Below are 20,968 nucleotides of genomic sequence, written 5' to 3'. Positions count from 1 at the left end.
TAAAATTTTTTTTTAAATATCATTGACTAAAAGGGGAAAATTTAGCATAATTAACACGGTCGTGCAGTTGCGTGTTTAAATTCTTCCGAATTTCACGAGGAAAGTCCGGACTCTATAGAGATATGGTGCTGGGTAACGCCCAGCGAGGTAGAACACCTAAGGGATAGTGCCACAGAAAATAAACCGCCGATTTTTTCGGTAAGGGTGAAAAGGTGCGGTAAGAGCGCACCGGTAGATTGGTAACAAACTACGCATGGAAAACCCCGCCAGGAGCAAAATCAAATAGGCGTTACAGAACTTCATGTTCCCGGGCATCTCTAACCGGTTGTAACGCGGGTGGATTGCTTGAGGTAAATGGTAACATTTATCCCAGATAAATAACTGCAATGGATGAAATAGCTTAACCGCTCTATAGTCCTTACAGAATCCGGCTTATAGACCATATGTACAGTGTCATACCGTGGTCAAGCCCACTACTGTACGAACGTTGAAAAAAGGCTGTGTCATGCCGTGACTTGATCACGGCATCCAGGAAAATAAAGCCATATTAGACTTATTTTAGAATCTTTTTATGATATTATAAGCTGGACTGAAGTGGTCGTAGCCACGGAATGACAGAATTTTTACCTCTTTATTTAAACGTTCGTACAGTAGTGGGGCAAGCCACGGTATGACAGCGTACTTTTTGCTATATACTCCTATGAAATGAAAAGTAAGATGCCGACTAAGACTGAATAGTCATAAAATAATGAAAAAATTATACCATTATCCTATCTGCCCTTTATCAAGACAAGCAAGAGTATTTTTAAGAGAACTGGATATTCAGTTTACAATGATTAAAGAAGATTATTGGCAATTCAATAAAGAATTTTTAAAAATAAATCCTGCCGGCACTTTACCGGTTTTAGAAGAATCTTATGGATTATTTATAATCGGAATTTATCCTTTTATTGAGTATATCCATGAAAAATATCCAAATTTTAATTTTTTAGATGAAGACGTAAATATACGTTGTGAAACTCGTCGATTATTTTCTTGGTTTAACGATAAATTCTATCGTGAAGTAACAAAAATTATTATCGATGAAAAAGTAATAAGATCAATTTCAAATATGGGTAGCCCAAGAACGGAATTTTTGCGTGCTGCTAAAAATAATTTAAACCGTCATTTAGAATATATGACAAATCTATTTGAGCAAAGAAGCTTTATCGCTTCGGATTCTCTTAGTGCCGCCGATATTGCCGGTGCTTGTCATTTATCGGTTCTTGATTATTTTGGCGAAATTTATTGGGAAAAATGGCCTCATATTAAACACTGGTATTCGTTAATAAAGTCACGCCCGTCTTTCAGATTGCTATTACAAGATAGGATCCCCGGCTTCTCTCCCCCTATTTGCTATGCAGATTTAGATTTTTGACTTGAGTATCCATTTCTAACAAATAATATTCACGATCTTCTTCGGTACGTAAATAATTTTCTTCGGTTCTTTTCCTTCTAAAAATTTTTGGATTTTCGGTAAAGAGGTAACAGTTTTTTTTATTTCTTCTTCATCCGCAAAAATAGTAAATTCATAGGTATCTCGAAGCTTACCGTTAACTTGAATTGCCATAATATAAGCCGCCGGCGTAAGCAAAGACTCATCAAAATCCGGAAATGTTCCCTTATATAGAGGAGTTTGATTGCCTAGCGTTCGCCAAGTTTCTTCAGTAGTATGCGGAATAAACGGATTTAATAGCTGAGTTAAAATAGTAAAACCTCTTTCAAAAGTTCTTGTATCTGCAAATTCTTCTTTTTTTAGTTCGTCCTCCAAGCCGTTAAATAGTTCACGCATTCTAGCAATAGCTTTATTTAAGCGAAAATATTTTATATCCTCGCCGACATGTTTTATTGTAGAGTGAATTAACCTATTGAGTTCCTTATTATACGTAGTACTAGGGGCAATTTTTATTACTGACGCTAATATTCCCATACTTTCAAATTTAATAATAAAGCGTGCACAGCCTTCAATGCCGCTTGTCGACCATTCTAAATCCTTTTCCGGCGGGCTATCGGATAACACGAATAGCCTGATTGCATCGGCTCCGTAATTAGCTAGCATGGTCTCAAGATCAATAAGATTCTTTTTAGATTTACTCATCTTCTCGATGCGCCCTTGCTTTACTTTCTCACCGGTGTCTTTATGAACAAAATTATCTCCTTGTTTTATAACTTCATCGGGGTATAACCAGTTATTATTAGCATCTTGATAAGTCGCATGTAAGACCATCCCTTGAGTAAATAAGCCGGTAAAAGGTTCTCGAATAGTTAAATAATTTTGTTCATTCATTACTTTGGTAAAAAATCTTGCATATAGTAAATGCATAACGGCATGCTCGATACCGCCGATATATTGATCTACCGGTAGCCAGTAATCGCAAGCGGCTTTATCGGTCATCTTTTCAGCATTAGGTCGGCAATATCTGGTAAAATACCAAGAAGATTCAAAAAACGTATCAAACGTATCCGTCTCACGAATTGCCGGTTGCTGACATTTCGGACAATTAACATGTTTCCAACTAGGATGGTTATCAAGCGGATTACCATGCCCGTCAAATGTTACGTCATCAGGCAATGTAACGGGTAAATTATTGTAAGGTACAGGAACTACCCCACAAGCCCCGCAGTGAATCATCGGAATAGGGCAGCCCCAAAATCTTTGCCGAGATATCCCCCAATCTTTTAGGCGATAATTAGTAACGGACTTACCTATGGAAAGCTTTTCAAACTCCTCGATAACTTTTTGTTTGGCATCCGAAGCAGTTAAGCCGTTTAGGAAATCAGAGTTGATTAGAATATCATCATTATTTATTACCCGTTTGATAGGAAGACTCATATTAATTGCCAGCTCATGATCGCGTGCGTCGTGAGCAGGGCAGCCGAAAATTGCACCCGTGCCGTAATCCATTAGAACGAAATTGGTAATAATAACCGGCATAACGATATTAGCATCAAACGGGTGAATCGCATAAAGACCGGTAAATATTCCTTCTTTCTCGGCCTTATCAAGCTCAAGGTTACTAACGACATTTGAACATTTAGTAATAAAATCAGTTATTTTCGGTGTTTTTTCTACTAACTGCTCAATTATCGGATGGTTAAAAGCAATTCCGACAAAAGCTGCGCCATAAATAGTTTCCGGTCTAGTTGAAAATACTTCAATGCTAGTACCTTGATAATCCTTAATCTGAAAATGAAAATTAGCGCCGATTGATTTACCTATCCATTTTTCTTGCATAAAACGAACGGAATCAGGCCAGTCTGTCAAATTTTGTAGCTCGTTTAATAATTCTTCTGCATAAGCAGTGGTTTTTAAAAACCACTGCTTAAGATAACGTTTTTCAACTAACGCGCCGGAGCGCCAACCGCGTCCGTCTACTACCTGCTCATTAGCAAGCACTGTATTATCAACGGGATCCCAATTAACAAGCGATTCTTTTCTGTAAGCTAAACCCTTTTCATATAACTCTAAAAAGAATTTTTGTTCATGTTTATAATAATCGGGATCGCAACTAGTTATCTCCCTAGCCCAATCATAGGAAAAACCCATAAACTTCAACTGCTTACGCATAGTTGCGATATTTTCGTAAGTCCATTCTTTCGGATGCGAGTTATTTTTGATAGCGGCGTTTTCGGCAGGAAGCCCAAAAGCATCCCAGCCCATCGGATGAAGTACGTTAAAGCCTTTTGCCGTCATGAATCTTGCTATTACATCACCGATAGAGTAATTGCGTACATGTCCGACATGGATTTTCCCCGAAGGGTAGGGTAGCATCTCCAGCACGTAATATTTGGGTTTATTGCTATTATTTGAGACTTCAAAAGCCTTTTCATCATGCCAAATTTTTTGCCATTTCTCTTCGATATCTTTCATAATTTTATTATTTTCTATCGGCATTAATGTAAAGAGCACGTGCTTTTCTTAAAATTTTATCCTCAAGAATAAGAGCAAGGTCGGATTTACTATCACTTTGCTGCCAATTATTATTTTTAAGTATTTCTTCAAATATTTTTACCTCTAATGCATCAGGGTGGATTACATCGTCTTTAATAAAAATATTTATTTTAAAACGAAAATTTTGTTTACCGCGAGGACTATACCATTCGGTAATTATAACCCCGCCGTTTGAATCAACTGAGGCTAAAGGCGCAAAGCTTAAAGTTTCTATTGAAGCTTGCCAAAGATATTTGTTAACCAAACATCCGCTTGCTTTGGTTGATTCGTTTTTAACTTTACCGGGTCTAAAAATTATTCCTTCACCGCCTGCCGCAGACCCTATTTCTTCCCATTTTTTGTCTCTCTCGCTTTGCGGATAGCCGTCATCTGCTAAAATATTACTACTTGCACTTATATTATAAGTAATAAGAATCATTGAAAAAAATAATTTTAAATTCTTTTTCATGGTCACCATTAATAAATTGGGTTTTATTTGAAAAATAATAGAGAAGCTTTATATTTTAGTCAAAATAAAAACAGCGTCATTGCGAAGAAGTTATTGCCGGCGTGGATACCGGAATCGTCTGAGCTAAGGAGCCGTAGGCGTTGTTGCATGGCTCAAAAAATAATAAAAATCCGTCATGGCGAAGCCGCGTAGTGGCTGTGGCCATCCAGGCTATCCCGAATATATGAGGGATTTAATTAGAATACCAAAAAATTTATATAGGTGGCAAGTTTAGTATAAAAATATGTTTATACTTAGATGGCCACGGCGCCAAGAGGCGCCTCGCCATGACGACTCCGGTAGCCATGCAACACAATGCGGGTCAAGCCACGGGGTGACCATTCTTTAGCTTACTTAAGCCTATTCCTTCAGAAATAAGCTCATTAAACTCCTTTTCGTTAGAATATTCTAGTGTTGTTTTTTCTTTTATTTGGTTTTTAAACCAGGTAATTTGTCTTTTTGCATATTGCCGAGTTTTGTTTTGTGCTAAAATTAATGCTTCATCTAAAGTTATATTGCCGTTTAGATATGCCGAAATTTCGCTTACTCCGACAGCCTTTAAGGCAGAACTGTTAAACCCTGCAAAATTTTCCTTCATTGAAGCTATTTCGGTAATTGCCCCTTCCTTAAATATTTTTTCTAATCGTTCATTGCATGTTTTGTATAAAAATGTTCGTTCAGGAGAAAGAAATATTACCTTAAAATTAAATTCCGATAAAACTGATTCCTTGGGAAGAGTTTGAAAGAAAAAAATAGATTTGCCTGTTTGTAAAAATACTTCATAAGCTCTAGCTAAACGTTGAGTATCGTTTGGCTTTATTTTAGCAGCCGCTAAAGGATCGATATTTTTCAGCTGACTAAAAAATTCTGCTGTACCTATTTTAGCATGTAAGCTTCTAACCCGCTCTCTTACATTTTTTGATATTTCCGGAATTTGATTATAACCGAATAACAAAGAGTTAACGTACAAACCTGTGCCGCCGACTAATATTACTAATTTATTTCTATAGCTTATTTCTTTTATTTTTTCTGCCGCTAACTGCAAATATTTTACTACCGAAAATTCCTCGGTGATAGGCAAAAAGTTATATAAATGATAAGGTATTTCGGTTTTATAATTTTCCGGCGGCGATGCAGTAATAATAGGAATTTCTTTATATACCTGCATGGAGTCGATATTTACTATTTCGCCGTTGTAAGTTTTAGCTAAATGGTGGGCTAAATAAGATTTACCGCTAGCCGTCGGACCGCATATAATAATTACTTCTTTTTTCACTTTAATTTAAGTTTTTTAATGGATAACTAAAATTAATTATGATCCACACAACAACACCTTCCCGCCTGCGCGGGAATGACATCGAACACTATTCTATAGTCAGCCTATACTTAGTAAGCAACTTCTCTAAAGTCGACTTTAAGTCCTCTAATCCTTTAGCAGTCGTGGACTCGGCTCGTGCGATAATTGCAGGTTCGGTATTGGAGCTTCGCAGCAACCACCAGCCTGTTTCGGTATTGACACGTATCCCGTCAATATCGTTAAACTCTATTCCTTCTTTTAATAGCCGTTCTTTTATCTCACTAATTATTTTAAATTTCATCGTGTCGGAAACAGAAATTTTCATTTCCGGCGTACTATATGATTTGGGTAAATTTTGGATAAGCTCATCTAATGATTTGTTTGAGCAAGATAATAAATCAAGAAAACGTAAAGCTGCATAAATCGCATCATCATAACCGTAATATTTATCGGCAAAAAATATATGACCGCTCATTTCTCCGGCAAGTAAAGCATTTGTTTCCTGCATTTTACTTTTTATAAAAGGATGACCTGTTCGCCATATTAAAGGCTGCCCGCCATATGACTTAATTTGATCAATTATCGACCGGCTTGCTTTTACGTCAAGTATAATGGTTGCGTTAGGATGCTGCTTTAAAATATCTTCGGCAAATAAACAAACAATTTGATCACCGAATAATATTTGGCCGGTTCTACTCACAATGCCTAATCGATCACCGTCACCGTCAAAAGCTATACCGATATCACAATTTTCTTGAGTCACAACTTCTATTAATTCCTTAAGGTTGGAGGGTCTTGTCGGGTCGGGGTGATGGCTTGGAAAATTTCCGTCAATCTTACTATTTATAACTATATTATTATTCGGTAACCTTGTCTTTAAAGCTTCCGTAATATCTCCGGCTGCTCCATTTCCCGGATCCCAAGCAACTTTTAGTTTAGGGTTAATAGATATATTATTTAAAATTCGCTCTAGATATTTAGATTGTATGTCATTGTTGTACTCTATGTTATTACCGCACTCTATGTCATTCCGTTGATCGCAGGAATCCGGTTTATTCTTTATTGTTTCCCGGATTCCCGCCTTCGCGGGAATGACATAAAGGGATGCGGGAATGACATTGAAGCGGCTATCCAAAATCCTCGTTAGTAAATCTTGTATTTGAGAACCGAAAAACGGCTTGCCCATTGCTAGCATCTTAAAGCCGTTATCATCTTTTGGGTTATGAGAACCGGTAACCATGATACTTGCTGCCGGCATTAGTCGTTTATCGGCAAAATATAGCATCGGCGTCGGTACGATGCCTATTGTAATTACGGATGCGCCTCCGTCTACTAATCCTTTAATTAATGAATCATAAAGGGCAGGGGAGCTAAGCCTGCCGTCACGACCGATACAAATTTTATTATTGTTATTGCTTATAGTAGTTTCGGCAAAACAAAATCCAATTTTATAAGCGGTTGTTTCAGTTATATCTGTAAAGCTATTGCCTCTTATATCATAAGCTCTAAAAATTTCTTTATTGATGGGCATTTATTTTCTAAAAGTATATTTGCTTGTTTTTTATTTCGATGTCATTCCGTGAAAACGGGGCGTTGTTGCATGGCTAGAATTTTTGCAAAGTGCTTGGGTGTCAAGCCACGGTATGACACCGTACTTATAATAACCATAATACGGTAAATTATTAGCCATGCAACAACGCCGCGACTGCTGACATCCTACGCCTCGTAAACCCTAGTTGCAATTTCCTTAAGCTCCTTTGCTACCGCAGATAAATTCGCACAGTTTGCCATTGATATATAAACATCCAAAGTTTCTTTGGCAATTCTTTTTTGCTTTTCAATTGATTTTATATTAGTAATAGTCCTCATATTATGTAAACGATCTATAACTTTAATAGTGCAGGCTTTACGCTCTAGGTCAGGGAAGTTATTGATTTTATAAAAGATTTCTTCTTTAGATAATTGGTGTTCGGTACTATTTCCGCTACTCTTTTATTGAAAAGTAATTCAATTTGTTTAAGAGAAGAAGAGGTATCTTCGATCACGTCATGTAAAATAGCCGCGATAATAGTATCCGTATCAAAGAGATAATCCGAAACCATTGAGGCAACTTCCATAGGATGCGAATAATAAGGCTCTCCGGAATGTCTTTTTTGCTCACCGTGAGACTTTTTTGCAAAGTAAATTGCTTTTTCGATTTCGTTAAGATTTATTTTATTTTTTGCAATTTCATTTTTTTTAGCAAGTTTATTAAATAGTTCCTTAGCATAATAATTATCCGATTCACTTCCCTCATTCATAATTATCTCCAATAACTATTTGATTATTAAGTAAATTATAAGCTAAAAGTATTTCCTAGATATACTTTTTTTACTTCCGCGCTTGTAGCTACTTCTTTTGAATTACCTTCTAATAGTACTTTGCCGTCAAAAATAACATAAGCTCGATCTACAATATCTAAGGTATCGCGTACATTATGATCGGTAATTAAAATACCGATATTAAACTCACGTAAATAAGTAATTAGGTTTTTTATATCTGAAACGGCAAGGGGATCAATCCCTGCAAGCGGCTCATCTAACATAATAAATTTAGGTTCGATAGCCAAAGTTCTAGCAATTTCAAGCCTACGCCTCTCCCCGCCCGATAACCCTACGGCAGGTAAATCTTTTAAATGTAAAATAGAAAATTTCTTTAATAAATCATTTGTTTTTTGTTCAATTATTTCTTTATCGTTTTCGGATATTTCTAATATTGCCTTAATATTATCCTTGACCGATAACCCACGAAAAATTGAAGGTTCTTGAAGAAGATAACCAAGACCTAATCTTGCTCTTAAATATATCGGTAAATTAGTAATATTTTTATTATTTAATAATAATTTCCCTTTGTCGGGTTTCATTAACCCGATAATAATACTAAAACAAGTAGTTTTTCCTGCTCCGTTGGGACCGAATAATCCAACCACTTCACCTTTATTTAGCTCAAGAGAAATGTCGCTCAGTATCATCCTTTTTTTATAGGATTTTGATATATTTTTAATTTCTAATTTATCCATTAATTTTTTTTCATTGCAGTGTCTAAATCAATATAATAAATTAGTTTATCGGTTTTTAAAATACTACCGTCATGCTGTAATATTACGTTACCGAGTAAAATAAGTTGTTTATTGTCTAAAAAATATTCTGCCGAATCGGCAATTAATAATTCATCATGCATTTCTCTCTTTACCGTTAATTTTGTCGGAATAATAATACGATCAACGGTTTTTTCATTTCCTTCTATTTTATAAATAACTTCTAATATCTCTGTTCTTAATACTGCATCCTCAAAATATACGATTACTTTTCCTATATATTCTATTTTCTGCTTTATTCTATCGATAATTAAACTATCGGATTGTATATATAGATTAGAAGGAAGAGCTTTAACTTCTTGCTCTTTTGCAAATATTTCCGTTCCGAATAAAAACAGTAAAATAAATAGTATCTTATATTTAAATCTAAACCGGAACATAAACATAATTCCAATTAAAAATTTAATAGATTGATAGTTGTAAAAACATTCCCTTTAAAAATTATAAGATTATTATCATTTTGAGTACTAAAACTATTTGATATTACACTAGAATTTTTATAAGTTAATGTGACGGAAGAGTTACTTACTATATCTTTTTGAATTAAATCAATTTGTGCGTCATTAGTATTAAATACTATATCTTCTAAAAAAACTTTTACATCATTTTGTAAGTTTAAAATGTTTGATTCCTTATTTAAAAAACCGTTTTTTGCATTAATAGTAAGCAGGCGGTTGTCATTTAATTCATACAATACATTTATTTTATCTAATTTATATTTATCATCTGAATCTTTTATAGCTTGCTCGGCTTTAACTGTATATGAATTTAAATTTTTATTCAGCCCTTCAAAAACAGAATCTTTTAATATAATTTTATATTCTAGATTATGCTCGGTAGCATGATTGACCTTGGCGGAAGAGGATAGGGGAGTATTTAGCTTGTGATCGTGTTTTTCAATCATATTAGAAGTATTTTTTATTAATATATATCCGATATATAAAATTCCTATTATGCATAAAAAAGAGAAAATTTTTAATGAAGCAGTTTTTATTTTATAAGATAACATACGGATATTTATATGTGGGTTGTTATGGTGTTATTTCCGGCTGGTCGGTTAGCATGTTCTATGTCATTCCCGTGAAAACGGGAATCTAGAAAAATTATAGTCATCCTGAATTTATTTCAGGATCTTTTAATAGATGCGGCAAACTTGTTCAGCATGACAAAGAAAAGCCTGGATTCCCGCCTACGCAGGAATGACATAGTAAGCAGCGGGAAGGACATCAAAAAAATGACGATCCAGTTTAACTAACCCCGCTTCTTAGTAAATCATGAATATGAACAATACCTTTAACTATATTATTCAAAACTACCGGTATATTAGTGATCTTTTCGTTTTTTATCAAATCCAATGCATCTTTGGCAAAGATAAACGGCGAAATATAAGTAGGATTTTTAGTCATTATATCGATCGCAAATTTTGCATTTATCTTATCGTTAATATGACGACGCAAATCGCCGTCCGTTATAATTCCTAGTAAATGTAAGTCTTTATCAACTACTAAAGCACACCCCAAGCATTTTTCATTCATTATGATTATAGTATCGGTAAAAGGCGTGTCTTCATATACTAAAGGTATTTGATCACCGGTACGCATCAAATCACCGATTTTTGTCAGATTTGCTCCAATCTTGCCGCCCGGATGATATAGCCGAAAATCATCTTTAGTAAAGCCACGCTCTTCATGTACTGCAGTTATTAAAGCATCACCGAGTGACAGCATTATTAAGGAAGAAATAGTAGGGGCGCCGATTAACGAAGCTTCCGCATATTTCGGAACTATCAATAAAAAATCACTTTTTTGTGCTAAATTAGAAGTAGCGTTCATCGTCATGGCCACAATTTTTATGGACAAGTTTCGGCAATATTCAATTATATTAATTAATTCTTTAGTCTCACCGGAATTAGATAGCATAATAACCAAATCATCAGAGGTTACCATACCTAGGTCGCCATGGCTTGCTTCTGCCGGATGAAGATAAAAAGCCGGCATACCCGTCGAGGCAAAGCTAGCTGCTATTTTCCTGGCAATATAACCGCTTTTACCCATACCGGTCAAAATTACTCTGCCTTTAAAATGTAAAAGATAATTTATAATTTTATCAAAATCATTCGGTATATTGTCGGATAATTTTTGTAAAGCGCTAGCTTCTGCGAAGATAACTCTTTTAGCAATAGCCGAATAATTATTATTAATCTTTTTGGTCATATTGGTCATAATAATATTATATTACAAAAATTAAGCTTTGACTAGATTAGATTTAAGATATAGATATTACAAAAGTTCTATAATCTATATTATGGAAAGTAAAACATAGATATTTATTAATTTCAGCTCGGGCCTCCGTTAATATATTTCTTATTTTATCTCCTTTCTTTGTTCTATTTTATATTAAAAATAAACAATATTTATTGACTTTAGCCACATGATCTAACATTATCTCACATAAGTGTAATGTGAGGTAAACAATGAACTGGCAAGATTTTCGTATACACAAAAGACTAAATTTAAACCCCTCTGTTGTTGAAGAAATATATACTACAATTTCTGAAATTGATGGAGTAAAAAATAGTTGGCAAATCACCGAAAAGCTTTTACCTCAAACAATCGATCGACTCACACGTTCAGTAATTATAACATCTACAGGGGCTTCTAATCGTATTGAAGGTAATAAGCTTACTGATACTCAAGTAGAAAGTTTATACAGAGGTTTGCGTGTTCAAAAATTTAAAACGCGTGATGAGCAGGAAATAGTTGGGTATATACAATGTCTTGAATTGATATTTAATAATTATCAAGAAATCTATATTACAGAATCATTTGTGTTAAAGCTGCATAGTGACATGTTGGTTTATAGTGAAAAGGATATACGGCATAAAGGAAATTATAAATTTGGATCAAACCGAGTAGAAGCAAAAGATTATAATGGTAATATAATTGGCGTAATATTTGATCCGACTCCACCTTATTTGGTAAAAAAAGAAATGCAAGAATTAATAGATTGGTATAATTGGGCTTTTACTAATAAAGTAAAACATCCGCTTATCCTTATTGCTAATTTTATTTTTGAGTATTTAGCAATCCACCCATTTCAAGATGGAAATGGTAGGACGAGTAGATTGTTAACTAATCTACTACTTTTAAAGCATGGATATTTATTTACTCAAATTGTTTCTCATGAACGCATTATAGAGGCAAATAAAACTGATTATTATGTAGCACTTAATAAAACTCAATCTACATGGAAAACAGAATTAGAAGATATTACTTCTTGGTTAAAATTTTTTTTAAATATCGTTAAATTACAAAGTACTCAAGCATTACAAATTATTGAAGAGGATAATATAGAATATTTATTGTCTGCAAAACAGCTAGCTCTATGGAACTGGATTAATGAAGGAATCGAAGAATTTAGCCGCAAAGATGCTGTCAACGCATTAGGGTTTCCTGAACGTACCGTTGAGTCTATAATTAAAAAATTAGTGGATTTAAAACGTTTAAATCGATTAGGACAAGGTAAAGCTACACGTTATAAGCTTACAAATAAAATTAAAAAAAGTACTAAGTAATCCACTTTTCCAATTCTTGAAGAGATTTTTTTATTGCTTCTACGTTTGGTTGTGATTCTTTATTTGATGGTGGTAGTCTGCCTATCATTATAACTAAACCCTGAACCAAGTTTGTTAAAGTCATAAAACACTAGAGTTTATTAGTAAGACATATCTAACTATCATTATAACTAAACCCTGAACCAAGTTTGTTAAAGTCATAAAACACTAGAGTTTATTAGTAAGACATATCTAATAATATATTATCTTTTTATTTTGAATCATTATCGCTGTAACAGAAATAAGCGCAAGAGTTATACTTACCATAAAGAAAATACCTAAAATTAAAGGAGATTGATATTTTTCTAATAAATAAGAAGCTATAATCGGAATGAAGCTTGCTACTGAATAAGCACTATTATAAATTAAGGCTGTAGCGGTGTAGCGCATTTTAGTAGCAAATAAACGTGATAATATAGGCATGTAGCTAGTAAAAAAAAGAGAAATAAATAATTGATAGATTATAAAAAATATTTGCAGTGACCAAAAAGTTTTATAATTAAGTAAAGTAAACGATAAAAATAAAAATATGCTGAAAAATATTAAAGAGAATAATAAAATTTTTAACTTTGAAATATAATCCGACAACCAGCCAAAAATAATTGTAAAGATAAAAGAGGTTACCATACTAACCGTCATACTACTGTAGATATCAGCTAATTCATAATTAAAATATTTATTGATATAAACAGGAAAATATAGATTTATAATAACCAAATTAGCATGAAAAAATACTAATCCGAAACCTATAGCTATTGTAGGTAAGTTTTGCGACAGTAATAACTTTAACGGTAGTAATAAATTAGTGTTAGTTTTTTTATTTCGGCTATTCTCTTCTTGTAGAAATTCCGGTGTTTCACTAATATTTTTACGAATATAGTAAGAAATTATAGCCAATACTCCTCCTATTATAAAAGGTACTCGCCATACCCATTCAATAATTTCTTTATAGCTATATAGTTTATTTAATATAGCCACCATTGCTGTAGCCATAAGTGCGCCTATACTGATACTTGATAGCATTACGCTACATAATCTACCTAATTTATTAGCAGGAGCATATTCGCTAATAATGGTAGTAGCGCCGGGTAATTCAGCACCTAAAGATATACCTTGACATAAGCGACATAATAATAGTCCAATAGGTGCAATAATTCCTACCTGATTATAGGTCGGTAGCAAGCCGATTCCCATTGTTGAAAATCCCATTGCTAGCATAGTAGCAACAAATGTTTTTTTTCGCCCGTAAGTATCGGCTATCATGCCTATAATAGTTCCTCCAAACGGTCTAATTAAATATCCTACGGCAAAAACTATAAAAGTTTGAATAATGCCGCTTAAGCTATCATGCATAGAGAAAAAAATATCCGATAAATATTTAGCCATCATTCCGTATATAACAAAATCGTAATATTCAAGCCCGGAGCCTAATGAAGTAAGCAAAGCTACTTTTAAAGAGATACTATTATTTTTAAATTTCCCTTGAATTTCATTGTGTGTTTTTGACATATTGCTATTATTAATTCATTATAAGCATTCTGCTTTACAGAGAGATTATTAAATATGATGACGGAAGAAGAATATAAATTATTTAAATTTAAAGTCAAAGATTAAAGATTTTGTAGATAATATTTTAGTTCCTTCTGAGAAAATCCTACTTAAAAAGAATAAAATACCCTTCTTTGTGGAGAAAAGGTAGATGAAATATTCTAAAACTATAAAAAATTTTATCCCTCAAAAATATAAAGCTGTTATATATGAAGAATTTGGGAATCCTTCAAGCGTTTTAAAGGTTGTAGAAGTTAATCGTCCGGAACTTAGAGCAGGAGAAATTTTAGTACAAATGAAATTATGCTCTATTAATTATTCTGATTTACTTACTATCCAGGGGGTTTATAAAAGTCGAGTATCATTGCCTAAAATACCGGGATTTGAAGGAATAGGTGTTGTTAAAGATATTGGAGACGATCGTGATTCTTACTTGCTTGGTGCTAGAGTATTACCGTTAAAAGGACAAGGGACGTGGCAAGAATATAATATAGCTTCTTCTCAAGAAGTTATTTGCATACCAAAGGAAATAAACGATCAAACCGCTGCACAGCTATATATCAATCCTTTAACCGTATGGCTAATGTTAACGGAAGAGTTAAAAATTACAAAAGGTAAAACTTTAGCAATAAATGCAGGCAATTCAGCTTGTGGTTATATTATAGCTAAGTTAGCACAATTGTTTGAGTATAATTTAATATCTATTGTACGTAAAAATGATTATATAACAAAATTAAAAGAGATTGGGGCTTCTTTAGTAATTAATACAACTGAAGAAGATTTTAAAAATGTAATATTAGAATATACTAATGGAAAAGGTGTAGATTACGCTCTCGATGCAATTGGTGGAAAAGACGGTGAATTATTAGCTGAATGTGTAAATAACGGTGGGGTTATGTTAAATTATGGTTTACTATCCGGTACTCCTCTTCCGTCTTCCTGTTATTCTAATAGTAGTTATAGACATGTAACAATTAAACCATATTTTTTACGAGAATGGATGTATAACGAAGAAATAAATTATCGTAAAAATATTATTCAAGAAATGATAAAAGCTTTTGTAAAGTTAAAAATTGTTTTACCTGTAGAAAAAGAATATACTATCGATAACGTAACAAAAGCAGTTGAAGCAGCACAAGCATCAAGGCAAAATGGAAAAATATTACTTTGTATAGAAAATAATAATAACATTGATGAAGCGGGATTAGAAAAAAAAGAAATGTTCAATCCCTTATTGGGAGGTAATTCATCTGAAGAGTAGTGTTACTTATTTAATTTTACGCGGATTCCTAATTTATAATAAAATTAATTACATAGAACAAAAAAAACGATAATTAATATTATCTTCAATAAGGGTATTAGCAATATTTACGTAAAAATGCGGCGTTGTTGCATGGCTCGAAATCCTTATAAAAAAACACCGTCATTGCGAGGAGGGGCGTAGTCTAGAGCGACAATCTAGTCCTTGTCATGCTGAACTTGTTTCAGCATCTTTTTTTAGTAGATCCTGAAATAAATTCAGGATGACTATGTTTTTCTAGATTGCCACACTCCGCGCAAATGCTCGCAATGACGATTCCGGTAGCCATGCAACAATGCCCTACATATCCTTAATAGCATTTGATTTTATTTTTCATTTTAAAAATTTTATTTCATAAATAACGAAAATGTTTTAATAATTATAGGGTATCTTTGTTTTTTAAAACTTTCAGACCTATAGATTCAGGATGCTAAGCAAATCTTAGAGAAATTTGAATGAGATAAATTAAAAGTAAAAATTATTGTTGTAAATAATAGCACTTATATGTTATTATTTACAACATGATTAATAGACATATAATATCGTTTGTAAAACAATCTTTAAAAGATTTCTCTGCGGTTCTTATTATTGGAGCTAGGCAAGTGGGCAAGTCTACGGTAGTAAAGCAGTTATATGATGAAGGAATTTTTAAATCATATATTACTTTAGATGATATTTCTCAATTAGAAGCGGCTACTGGCGATCCTCATGGCTTTATAAAAAATTCAAATTATCCTCTTGCTATTGATGAAATTCAAAGAGCTCCCGATCTTTTAAAAGCCATAAAAAAATCAATTGATGAAGATAAAAGACCGGGTCGTTTCCTTTTAACCGGATCGGCTAATATTTTTTCTTACCCGGGAGTATCTGAAAGCTTGGCAGGACGCATTGATATAATACATCTTGAAGGGTTAAGCATAGGAGAAATTTTAAATCAAAACAAACCTTCTTCCTTTATATTAGATATTTTTTCAGGGTTAACTATTCATGAATTAAAAGACAAATGGGTTAAAGAATTAGGATATAAACCGGAAATAAATAATCAATTTTTAAATGAACATATTTTCTATGGTGGATTTCCGGAAGTTGTATTAAAAAAGCAAGAAAGATTTCGTGAGCGTTGGTTTTCTTCTTATCAATCAGCCTATATTGAACGAGATGTACGAAATATAAATAGATTTTTAGACGTTGTTTCTTTTGCTAAGCTTTTTCGCCTGATTGGTTTACAAAGCGGTAATTTATTAAATCAAAAGAATCTAAGTATTGAAATAGGGTTAGATCAAAGAACAATATCAAGATATTTAGAGATTCTAGAAACAACTTTTCAAGTAAATCAATTAACGCCTTGGTTTAGTAATACGCGTAAAAGATTAATTAAAACCTCTAAAATCTATATGAATGATTCAGGCTATGCTTCATATTTAAATGGTATAGCAACTCCTAATTTGTTGTTAAAAAGCCCCTATTATGGGGCAATATTTGAAACATGGTTATGGGCAGAACTTAGGAAGTTATTAACCTTAACTACGGGTGTAGAGCAAGCATTTTATCGTACACATTTAGGAAAAGAAGTTGATTTTCTTCTATATAAAGGTGATATATTTTGTGGTTTAGAGTGTAAAGCCACAGAAACTATTCAGAGCCGGCATTTTATGGGGCTTAAAGATTTATCTGAAGCACTAGCACCGCGAATTATGCATGGTATTATACTTTATAACGGTAATGAAATAATCACTTTTTCAGATAAATTTCTTGCGCTGCCTTTAAGATGCATCCTTTAAATAATGATATGTCAACCTATATATTCAAATATTACATGTTTAGCTTCCTCTTCGGTTTTAAATTTACGTTGATAAATTAATTCTGTGCAGTAAGGCTAGCTTCTAAAAAAGCTTTTTTTACCGGGCTACTTATTAATTTCATCTTTTTATCTCTTGCCTTTTTGGATTAGCAACATTTTGAACCGATATAGTCGGCTCCTCATTAATCTTACCTCGTGCTTCCGTTAATACAGCTCTTATTGATACATCACCTTTAACATTGACTTTGTCTATATCGACTTGTCTTTGCGCTTTCTCTATATTCGGTTTTTCCTCACTAATCGGCTTTAATTCTGTTTCTTCTAATGAAATACTAACAGTTGCAGCTTTATTATCTTTATCATATGGACCTTCAACCGCTATTGATCTTCTTTTGTCTTGTTGCTTTATTAAGTCATCTATTATGCCTAAACGATCTTCTTTAGATAAGCCCTTATTTTGAACTAATTTATTTTCAATAAAAACTTTTTGCTCATCAATTGTATTCTGCTTATTATATTCGTCGATTATTTGTTTTTTTTGATTTTCTTTTGAATATATAGGAGCAGAATTAGAAAGAATGTTTTTTATATTATCGGCTTTAGCTATTACTTTAGAGTCGGGTATTTTGTCAACTAGCTCTGTTGTTGTATCTATAACAGCTTTTGCGGATGTATAAAATTTTTGTTTTGCCGCTTCTTCCTCTGTTGATCTGTTTGAGCTACTACCTTCTAAATTTGCCATTAATTGAGCTGTTAGCGCCTCTACCTGTTGTACATTTTCAGAAGTAGATGAAGGAGTACTAACTGTATCCATTTCAGCATGCAATGGTTGAGGAGGTTGTGTAGTTTTAACTTGCTGTAACGGAGAAGTTGTTGTTTCAGAAACGCCTAATATTTCTTCTTTAGCTTTATTATCATGAAACGGCAACTCTGAAAAAAGTTTAGCTGTTTCTGTTTCTTTACTTACCTTAGCTTTATCTTGCTCCGTAATCCTTTCGTTAAGTATTCCTTTTTCAGTATCTAACATTTCAATTGTTTTATCGATAGCTATTTTACCGTCACCGATAGCCTTTTCGCCGCGCTCAGTTTCATATTTTACTAGCTCATCTAATATTACGGCTTTATCTTTATCGTCTAATGAATTATTGTTATTAGATAGGTCTTTAATAAATGCCGTTTTATCTTTCAATTCTTCTTTTGATAATTCTTCCGGCAATTTACCTTCAGGATTTTTCTGTAAATCAGCATATTTTTCAGCTATAGCTTTATAGCCGTCTACTATGCTTTTACCGCCCTGCTCTTGGTTTTTTAGAATAGGTTGTTGCTGCTCACTATTTATCTTAGCTTTATCTTGCTCTGTAATTCTTTCGTTAAGTATTCCTTTTTCAGTATCTAACATTTCAATTGTTTTATCGATAGCTATTTTACCGTCACCGATAGCCTTTTCGCCGCGCTCAGTTTCATATTTTACTAGCTCATCTAATATTACGGCTTTATCTTTATCGTCTAATGAATTATTGTTATTAGATAGGTCTTTAATAAATGCCGTTTTATCTTTCAATTCTTCTTTTGATAATTCTTCCGGCAATTTACCTTCAGGATTTTTCTGTAAATCAGCATATTTTTCAGCTATAGCTTTATAGCCGTCTACTATGCTTTTACCGCCCTGCTCTTGGTTTTTTAGAATAGGTTGTTGCTGCTCACTATTTATCTTAGCTTTATCTTGCTCTGTAATTCTTTCGTTAAGTATTCCTTTTTCAGTATCTAACATTTCAATTGTTTTATCGATAGCTATTTTACCGTCACCGATAGCCTTTTCGCCGCGCTCAGTTTCATATTTTACTAGCTCATCTAATATTACTGCTTTATCTTTATCGCCTAATGAATTATTGTTATTGGATAGGTCTTTAATAAATGCCGTTTTATCTTTCAATTCTTCTTTTGATAATTCTTCCGGCAATTTACCTTCAGGATTTTTCTGTAAATCAGCATATTTTTCAGCTATAGCTTTATAGCCGTCTACTATGCTTTTACCGCCCTGCTCTTGGTTTTTTAGAATAGGTTGTTGCTGTTCACTATTTATCTTAGCTTTATCTTGCTCTGTAATCCTTTCGTTAAGTATTCCTTTTTCAGTATCTAACATTTCAATTGTTTTATCGATAGCTATTTTACCGTCACCGATAGCCTTTTCGCCGCGCTCAGTTTCATATTTTACTAGCTCATCTAATATTACGGCTTTATCTTTATCGTCTAATGAATTATTGTTATTAGATAGGTCTTTAATAAATGCCGTTTTATCTTTCAATTCTTCTTTTGATAATTCTTCCGGCAATTTACCTTCAGGATTTTTCTGTAAATCAGCATATTTTTCAGCTATAGCTTTATAGCCGTCTACTATGCTTTTACCGCCCTGCTCTTGGTTTTTTAGAATAGGTTGTTGCTGCTCACTATTTATCTTAGCTTTATCTTGCTCTGTAATTCTTTCGTTAAGTATTCCTTTTTCAGTATCTAACATTTCAATTGTTTTATCGATAGCTATTTTACCGTCACCGATAGCCTTTTCGCCGCGCTCAGTTTCATATTTTACTAGCTCATCTAATATTACTGCTTTATCTTTATCGCCTAATGAATTATTGTTATTAGATAGGTCTTTAATAAATGCCGTTTTATCTTTCAATTCTTCTTTTGATAATTCTTCCGGCAATTTACCTTCAGGATTTTTCTGTAAATCAGCATATTTTTCAGCTATAGCTTTATAGCCGTCCACTATGCTTTTACCGCCCTGCTCTTGGCTCATATTCATAACTTTATCGTTAGCTATTTCTTTCACAGTTTGTGATAAATCTACGCTATGACCTTTATTTACGGCGACTTCTTGCATCATTGCTTCATATTTACCGCGTGTTACCGGCATCGTATAAATTTCACCGCCATGCTCAATATATCCGATTGCCTCTTTCCCTTCACCCATAAATTTTATAGGCATCGGCGAGCTTATTTCCTTAAGTAGCGGCTTACCGTTAGGCCCTTCTTCGTAATGAGCGGTAAAATAAACTGCTTTATCTATAGAAGGCTTATTGCCGTTTTTATCCAACGCTACTATCGATAAATGCATATTACCGGCAGCACCGTCTAATTTTGTCGGAAAATCTATGGTACGGTAAGATTTAATTGTTACCGGCTGATTATTTCCGTCTAAAATTTGTATCGGGTTAATTGCATGCGTCGTTTCGGTTAAAGTACAAATTTCATCACCGACATCATTGGTAACTTTTTGGGATTGAGTAGTGTTTTTATTAGCGTCTTCTCCTTTATCACCGTCCCACAACATGGGTTTAAAGCGATTTTCAAATTGTTTATGGATATTTCTATAACCATTTATTTCAATTTTTTCAAGTTCCCCCTTAATCTCTTTATCATTGAGAACTGCATAAACTAACTTTCTTTTTTCTTCCTCATCTTTAAGATTCTTTAAAAATTCTCTAAACTTTTTATCATTTTCTAATTGTTCTGCTAACTCAGGGTTTTGCCTACTAATCTCCAGTCTTAGTATTTCCCTTTGCGCTGTTAGGATTTGATCCCTTATAGCTTGAGTAATTGGATCAACTATTCCCTCGTCAGTTATAGAAGAAGATAAAACATTAAGCTCCGGTGTTGATGTCGTCGTCGACTGAAAAAGACCGTCCCGTGCTGGTATTATAGTAGTCTTTATCGCCTCTACTTCATCGGTGTCTGTTTTATAACCTGACTCGTTACCGGTATCGGTTTCTTTACTCATATCATCTCCATAATTAT

General features: G+C 33.5%; 18 protein-coding genes and 1 other RNA gene. 6 read left to right on the top strand and 13 right to left on the bottom strand.

Annotated elements, in window-relative coordinates:
* The first annotated feature begins 51 nt into the window (after nucleotides 1-51).
* Both rnpB and AAGD64_RS05595 read left to right on the top strand, forming a co-directional pair.
* Nucleotides 52-451: RNase P RNA component class A (gene rnpB, locus AAGD64_RS05600), an RNA gene on the top strand.
* Between the two features lie 297 nt (nucleotides 452-748).
* A complete protein-coding gene (locus tag AAGD64_RS05595) occupies nucleotides 749-1,417 on the top strand; it encodes a glutathione S-transferase family protein (RefSeq protein WP_253307623.1) in 669 nt (222 codons plus the stop codon).
* Between the two features lie 15 nt (nucleotides 1,418-1,432).
* Here the strand turns inward: AAGD64_RS05595 and leuS are convergent, their stop codons facing one another.
* Both leuS and AAGD64_RS05585 read right to left on the bottom strand, forming a co-directional pair.
* The gene (gene leuS, locus AAGD64_RS05590; RefSeq protein WP_341792683.1) at nucleotides 1,433-3,910 is read right to left on the bottom strand and encodes a leucine--tRNA ligase; all 2,478 of its coding nucleotides are present in this window, start codon (nucleotides 3,908-3,910) and stop codon (nucleotides 1,433-1,435) included.
* Nucleotides 3,911-3,917: 7 nt separating this feature from the next.
* The gene (locus tag AAGD64_RS05585) at nucleotides 3,918-4,439 is read right to left on the bottom strand and encodes a DUF3576 domain-containing protein (protein WP_341792682.1); all 522 of its coding nucleotides are present in this window, start codon (nucleotides 4,437-4,439) and stop codon (nucleotides 3,918-3,920) included.
* A 27-nt stretch (nucleotides 4,440-4,466) separates the two neighbouring features.
* Between AAGD64_RS05585 and AAGD64_RS05580 the strand changes: the two genes are divergently transcribed.
* Nucleotides 4,467-4,631: a hypothetical protein gene (locus tag AAGD64_RS05580; protein WP_341792681.1), complete on the top strand. Its 165-nt coding sequence runs from the start codon at nucleotides 4,467-4,469 to the stop codon at nucleotides 4,629-4,631.
* Nucleotides 4,632-4,800: 169 nt separating this feature from the next.
* Here the strand turns inward: AAGD64_RS05580 and miaA are convergent, their stop codons facing one another.
* From miaA to AAGD64_RS05540, 9 genes are all read right to left on the bottom strand, one after another.
* The gene (miaA, locus tag AAGD64_RS05575; RefSeq protein ID WP_341792680.1) at nucleotides 4,801-5,754 is read right to left on the bottom strand and encodes a tRNA (adenosine(37)-N6)-dimethylallyltransferase MiaA; all 954 of its coding nucleotides are present in this window, start codon (nucleotides 5,752-5,754) and stop codon (nucleotides 4,801-4,803) included.
* A gap of 88 nt (nucleotides 5,755-5,842) precedes the next feature.
* Nucleotides 5,843-7,306 carry a phosphomannomutase/phosphoglucomutase gene (locus AAGD64_RS05570; protein WP_341792679.1) on the bottom strand — a complete coding sequence of 488 codons (1,464 nt, stop codon included), beginning with the start codon at nucleotides 7,304-7,306 and terminating at the stop codon, nucleotides 5,843-5,845.
* A gap of 30 nt (nucleotides 7,307-7,336) precedes the next feature.
* Nucleotides 7,337-7,465 (bottom strand): hypothetical protein, encoded by a 129-nt coding sequence (locus AAGD64_RS05565; RefSeq protein WP_341792677.1) that lies wholly within the window; start codon nucleotides 7,463-7,465, stop codon nucleotides 7,337-7,339.
* Nucleotides 7,466-7,491: 26 nt separating this feature from the next.
* Nucleotides 7,492-7,644, bottom strand: a complete 153-nt coding sequence (locus AAGD64_RS10605; protein WP_410526065.1) for a hypothetical protein — start codon at nucleotides 7,642-7,644, stop codon at nucleotides 7,492-7,494.
* A 44-nt stretch (nucleotides 7,645-7,688) separates the two neighbouring features.
* Entirely contained in the window at nucleotides 7,689-8,075 is a 387-nt protein-coding gene (locus AAGD64_RS05560) for an HD domain-containing protein (protein ID WP_341792676.1), read from the bottom strand.
* Nucleotides 8,076-8,110: 35 nt separating this feature from the next.
* Nucleotides 8,111-8,833 carry an LPS export ABC transporter ATP-binding protein gene (gene lptB / locus AAGD64_RS05555; RefSeq protein ID WP_253307629.1) on the bottom strand — a complete coding sequence of 241 codons (723 nt, stop codon included), beginning with the start codon at nucleotides 8,831-8,833 and terminating at the stop codon, nucleotides 8,111-8,113.
* Nucleotides 8,833-9,297, bottom strand: a complete 465-nt coding sequence (locus AAGD64_RS05550) for an LptA/OstA family protein (RefSeq protein ID WP_341792675.1) — start codon at nucleotides 9,295-9,297, stop codon at nucleotides 8,833-8,835. Before AAGD64_RS05550 ends, lptB begins: the two co-directional genes overlap by 1 nt.
* Nucleotides 9,298-9,305: 8 nt before the next feature.
* Nucleotides 9,306-9,920: an LPS export ABC transporter periplasmic protein LptC gene (gene lptC, locus AAGD64_RS05545; RefSeq protein ID WP_341792674.1), complete on the bottom strand. Its 615-nt coding sequence runs from the start codon at nucleotides 9,918-9,920 to the stop codon at nucleotides 9,306-9,308.
* Between the two features lie 238 nt (nucleotides 9,921-10,158).
* Nucleotides 10,159-11,124, bottom strand: a complete 966-nt coding sequence (locus AAGD64_RS05540; protein WP_253307632.1) for an SIS domain-containing protein — start codon at nucleotides 11,122-11,124, stop codon at nucleotides 10,159-10,161.
* Nucleotides 11,125-11,384: 260 nt separating this feature from the next.
* On the opposite strand from AAGD64_RS05540, the gene AAGD64_RS05535 reads away from it, so the two are divergent.
* The gene (locus AAGD64_RS05535; protein WP_341792673.1) at nucleotides 11,385-12,485 is read left to right on the top strand and encodes a Fic family protein; all 1,101 of its coding nucleotides are present in this window, start codon (nucleotides 11,385-11,387) and stop codon (nucleotides 12,483-12,485) included.
* A gap of 231 nt (nucleotides 12,486-12,716) precedes the next feature.
* Here the strand turns inward: AAGD64_RS05535 and AAGD64_RS05530 are convergent, their stop codons facing one another.
* The gene (locus tag AAGD64_RS05530) at nucleotides 12,717-14,033 is read right to left on the bottom strand and encodes an MFS transporter (protein WP_341792672.1); all 1,317 of its coding nucleotides are present in this window, start codon (nucleotides 14,031-14,033) and stop codon (nucleotides 12,717-12,719) included.
* Nucleotides 14,034-14,223: 190 nt separating this feature from the next.
* Between AAGD64_RS05530 and AAGD64_RS05525 the strand changes: the two genes are divergently transcribed.
* Nucleotides 14,224-15,333 carry a zinc-dependent alcohol dehydrogenase family protein gene (locus tag AAGD64_RS05525; RefSeq protein ID WP_341792671.1) on the top strand — a complete coding sequence of 370 codons (1,110 nt, stop codon included), beginning with the start codon at nucleotides 14,224-14,226 and terminating at the stop codon, nucleotides 15,331-15,333.
* A gap of 560 nt (nucleotides 15,334-15,893) precedes the next feature.
* Nucleotides 15,894-17,153: an ATP-binding protein gene (locus tag AAGD64_RS05520; protein ID WP_341792670.1), complete on the top strand. Its 1,260-nt coding sequence runs from the start codon at nucleotides 15,894-15,896 to the stop codon at nucleotides 17,151-17,153.
* A 138-nt stretch (nucleotides 17,154-17,291) separates the two neighbouring features.
* Here AAGD64_RS05520 and AAGD64_RS05515 read toward each other — a convergent pair whose 3' ends face one another.
* Nucleotides 17,292-20,951, bottom strand: a complete 3,660-nt coding sequence (locus AAGD64_RS05515) for a Sca4 family spreading effector (RefSeq protein WP_341792669.1) — start codon at nucleotides 20,949-20,951, stop codon at nucleotides 17,292-17,294.
* Nucleotides 20,952-20,968 lie beyond the last annotated feature (17 nt).

It is taken from the genome of Rickettsia endosymbiont of Ceutorhynchus obstrictus (assembly GCF_964026565.1).
Lineage (GTDB): Bacteria > Pseudomonadota > Alphaproteobacteria > Rickettsiales > Rickettsiaceae > Rickettsia.
The sequence above is the reverse complement of the archived record's forward strand: the minus strand, read 5'-3'. Positions and strand labels throughout refer to the sequence as shown.

Excerpts from the sequence above, each read along its gene's own strand:
- AAGD64_RS05530 (WP_341792672.1), bottom strand. The coding sequence starts at position 14,033 with ATGTCAAAAACACACAATGAAATTCAAGGGAAATTTAAAAATAATAGT.
- AAGD64_RS10605 (WP_410526065.1), bottom strand. The coding sequence starts at position 7,644 with ATGAGGACTATTACTAATATAAAATCAATTGAAAAGCAAAAAAGAATT.
- lptB (WP_253307629.1), bottom strand. The coding sequence starts at position 8,833 with ATGGATAAATTAGAAATTAAAAATATATCAAAATCCTATAAAAAAAGG.
- AAGD64_RS05570 (WP_341792679.1), bottom strand. The coding sequence starts at position 7,306 with ATGCCCATCAATAAAGAAATTTTTAGAGCTTATGATATAAGAGGCAAT.
- AAGD64_RS05550 (WP_341792675.1), bottom strand. The coding sequence starts at position 9,297 with ATGTTTATGTTCCGGTTTAGATTTAAATATAAGATACTATTTATTTTA.
- lptC (WP_341792674.1), bottom strand. The coding sequence starts at position 9,920 with ATGTTATCTTATAAAATAAAAACTGCTTCATTAAAAATTTTCTCTTTT.
- AAGD64_RS05560 (WP_341792676.1), bottom strand. The coding sequence starts at position 8,075 with ATGAATGAGGGAAGTGAATCGGATAATTATTATGCTAAGGAACTATTT.
- leuS (WP_341792683.1), bottom strand. The coding sequence starts at position 3,910 with ATGAAAGATATCGAAGAGAAATGGCAAAAAATTTGGCATGATGAAAAG.
- AAGD64_RS05525 (WP_341792671.1), top strand. The coding sequence starts at position 14,224 with ATGAAATATTCTAAAACTATAAAAAATTTTATCCCTCAAAAATATAAA.
- AAGD64_RS05515 (WP_341792669.1), bottom strand. The coding sequence starts at position 20,951 with ATGAGTAAAGAAACCGATACCGGTAACGAGTCAGGTTATAAAACAGAC.
- AAGD64_RS05540 (WP_253307632.1), bottom strand. The coding sequence starts at position 11,124 with ATGACCAAAAAGATTAATAATAATTATTCGGCTATTGCTAAAAGAGTT.
- AAGD64_RS05595 (WP_253307623.1), top strand. The coding sequence starts at position 749 with ATGAAAAAATTATACCATTATCCTATCTGCCCTTTATCAAGACAAGCA.
- AAGD64_RS05585 (WP_341792682.1), bottom strand. The coding sequence starts at position 4,439 with ATGAAAAAGAATTTAAAATTATTTTTTTCAATGATTCTTATTACTTAT.
- AAGD64_RS05535 (WP_341792673.1), top strand. The coding sequence starts at position 11,385 with ATGAACTGGCAAGATTTTCGTATACACAAAAGACTAAATTTAAACCCC.
- AAGD64_RS05520 (WP_341792670.1), top strand. The coding sequence starts at position 15,894 with ATGATTAATAGACATATAATATCGTTTGTAAAACAATCTTTAAAAGAT.
- AAGD64_RS05565 (WP_341792677.1), bottom strand. The coding sequence starts at position 7,465 with ATGGCTAATAATTTACCGTATTATGGTTATTATAAGTACGGTGTCATA.